This is a genomic window from Streptomyces sp. CO7, assembly GCF_053474865.1.
Map to the genome: position 1 here is coordinate 1 of NZ_JBRIOU010000023.1, position 1392 is coordinate 1392.

Sequence of the window (1392 nt, forward strand, 5' to 3'; positions counted from 1 at the left end):
CCCCCACACGCACCGGGGGCCCAGCGAGGGCTCGCCCGCCCCCGTCCGACGAACTGGAGAAGTGATGACCGCCCCCCTGCGAGAGTCCACGGTCCTTCCCGCTCCGCCCGCCGTCCTCGGCGCGGCGACCGCGCTGCTGGACGCCTACCGTCCCGGCGACCGCTTCCTCGCCACCCCGCACCGCACCCTGCTCGGCGAGGGCGTCGCGGCCCGCGTCCCGCACGACGCCCGTCCGCTGACCGAGCGCGTCCGCGAGGTCCTCGCCGACGCCCCGGAGCGCACCGGGGACCCCGGCGCGGTGGTCATGGGCTCGGTGCCGTTCTCCCCGGACGCGCCGCCCTCCCTGGCGGTGCCCGCCTCGCTGCGCACCGCGCCCGCGCTGGTCGAGGACCCGCTGATCGCCCTGCCGGTGGCCGACGGGCCGCGCCGGGACTGGCAGGTGCGCGAGGTGCCCTCGGGCGCCGAGTACGGCCGGGCGGTCGCCGACGCCGCGGCCCGCATCCGCGCCGGGGAGTTCGACAAGGTCGTGCTGGCCCGCACGCTGGAACTGACCTGCGGTCAGGAGCCGGACCTCCCGCTGATGCTGCGCCGGCTGGCCCGCCGCGACCCCGGCGGTTACACCTTCGCGGTGCCCACCGGTCCGCGCCGCACCCTGATCGGCGCCAGCCCCGAACTGCTGGTCTCCCGCCGCGGCACCACCCTGACCGCGAACCCGCTGGCCGGTTCGCTGCCGCGCTCCACCGACCTCGCCGAGGACGTCCGGCGCGCCCACAGCCTGCTGGAGTCCCCGAAGGACCTGCACGAGCACGCCGTGGTGGTGGAGGCGGTACGCGAGGCGCTGGCCCCGTTCTGCTCCCGCATCGAGGTGCCCGGGCGCCCCACCCTGGTCAACACGGCGGCCATGTGGCACCTGTCCACCACCGTCACCGGCGAGCTGGCCGACCCGGAGACCACCGCCCTCGACCTGGCCTCCGCGCTGCACCCGACGCCCGCGGTCTGCGGCACCCCCACCGGCCTGGCCCGCGAGGTGATCGCCGGTTACGAGCCCTTCGACCGTGGCGCCTACACCGGCATGGTCGGCTGGCAGGACGCCTCCGGCGACGGCGAGTGGGTGGTCACCATCCGCTGCGCGGAGGCCGAGGGCGCGCTGCTGCGCCTGTTCGCCGGGGCGGGCATCGTGGGGGCGTCCTCCGCCGAGGCGGAGACCGCCGAGACCGCCGCCAAGTTCCGTACCTTCCTGAACGCCGTGGGAGCCGCTCTGTGAGCACCGAGACCGACGCCCGTCAGCCCGCCACCGCGCAGCCCGCCACCACGCCCGGCGTCGACGCGCCGACCTGGCCGGCGGCGCGGTAGCGGTCGGCGACATCCGCCGGCTACTGGCGGGGCGAGACC

General features: G+C 77.1%; 1 protein-coding gene. It reads left to right on the top strand.

Annotation, left to right across the window (positions count from 1 at the left end; all coding sequences use genetic code 11):
• Positions 1 to 64: 64 nt before the first annotated feature.
• Positions 65 to 1264 (top strand): isochorismate synthase, encoded by a 1200-nt coding sequence (locus ACOV8S_RS30835; RefSeq protein WP_448321785.1) that lies wholly within the window; start codon positions 65 to 67, stop codon positions 1262 to 1264.
• Positions 1265 to 1392: the final 128 nt, after the last annotated feature.

Coding starts and splice junctions, on each gene's coding strand:
- ACOV8S_RS30835 (WP_448321785.1), top strand. CDS start 65: ATGACCGCCCCCCTGCGAGAGTCCACGGTCCTTCCCGCTCCGCCCGCC.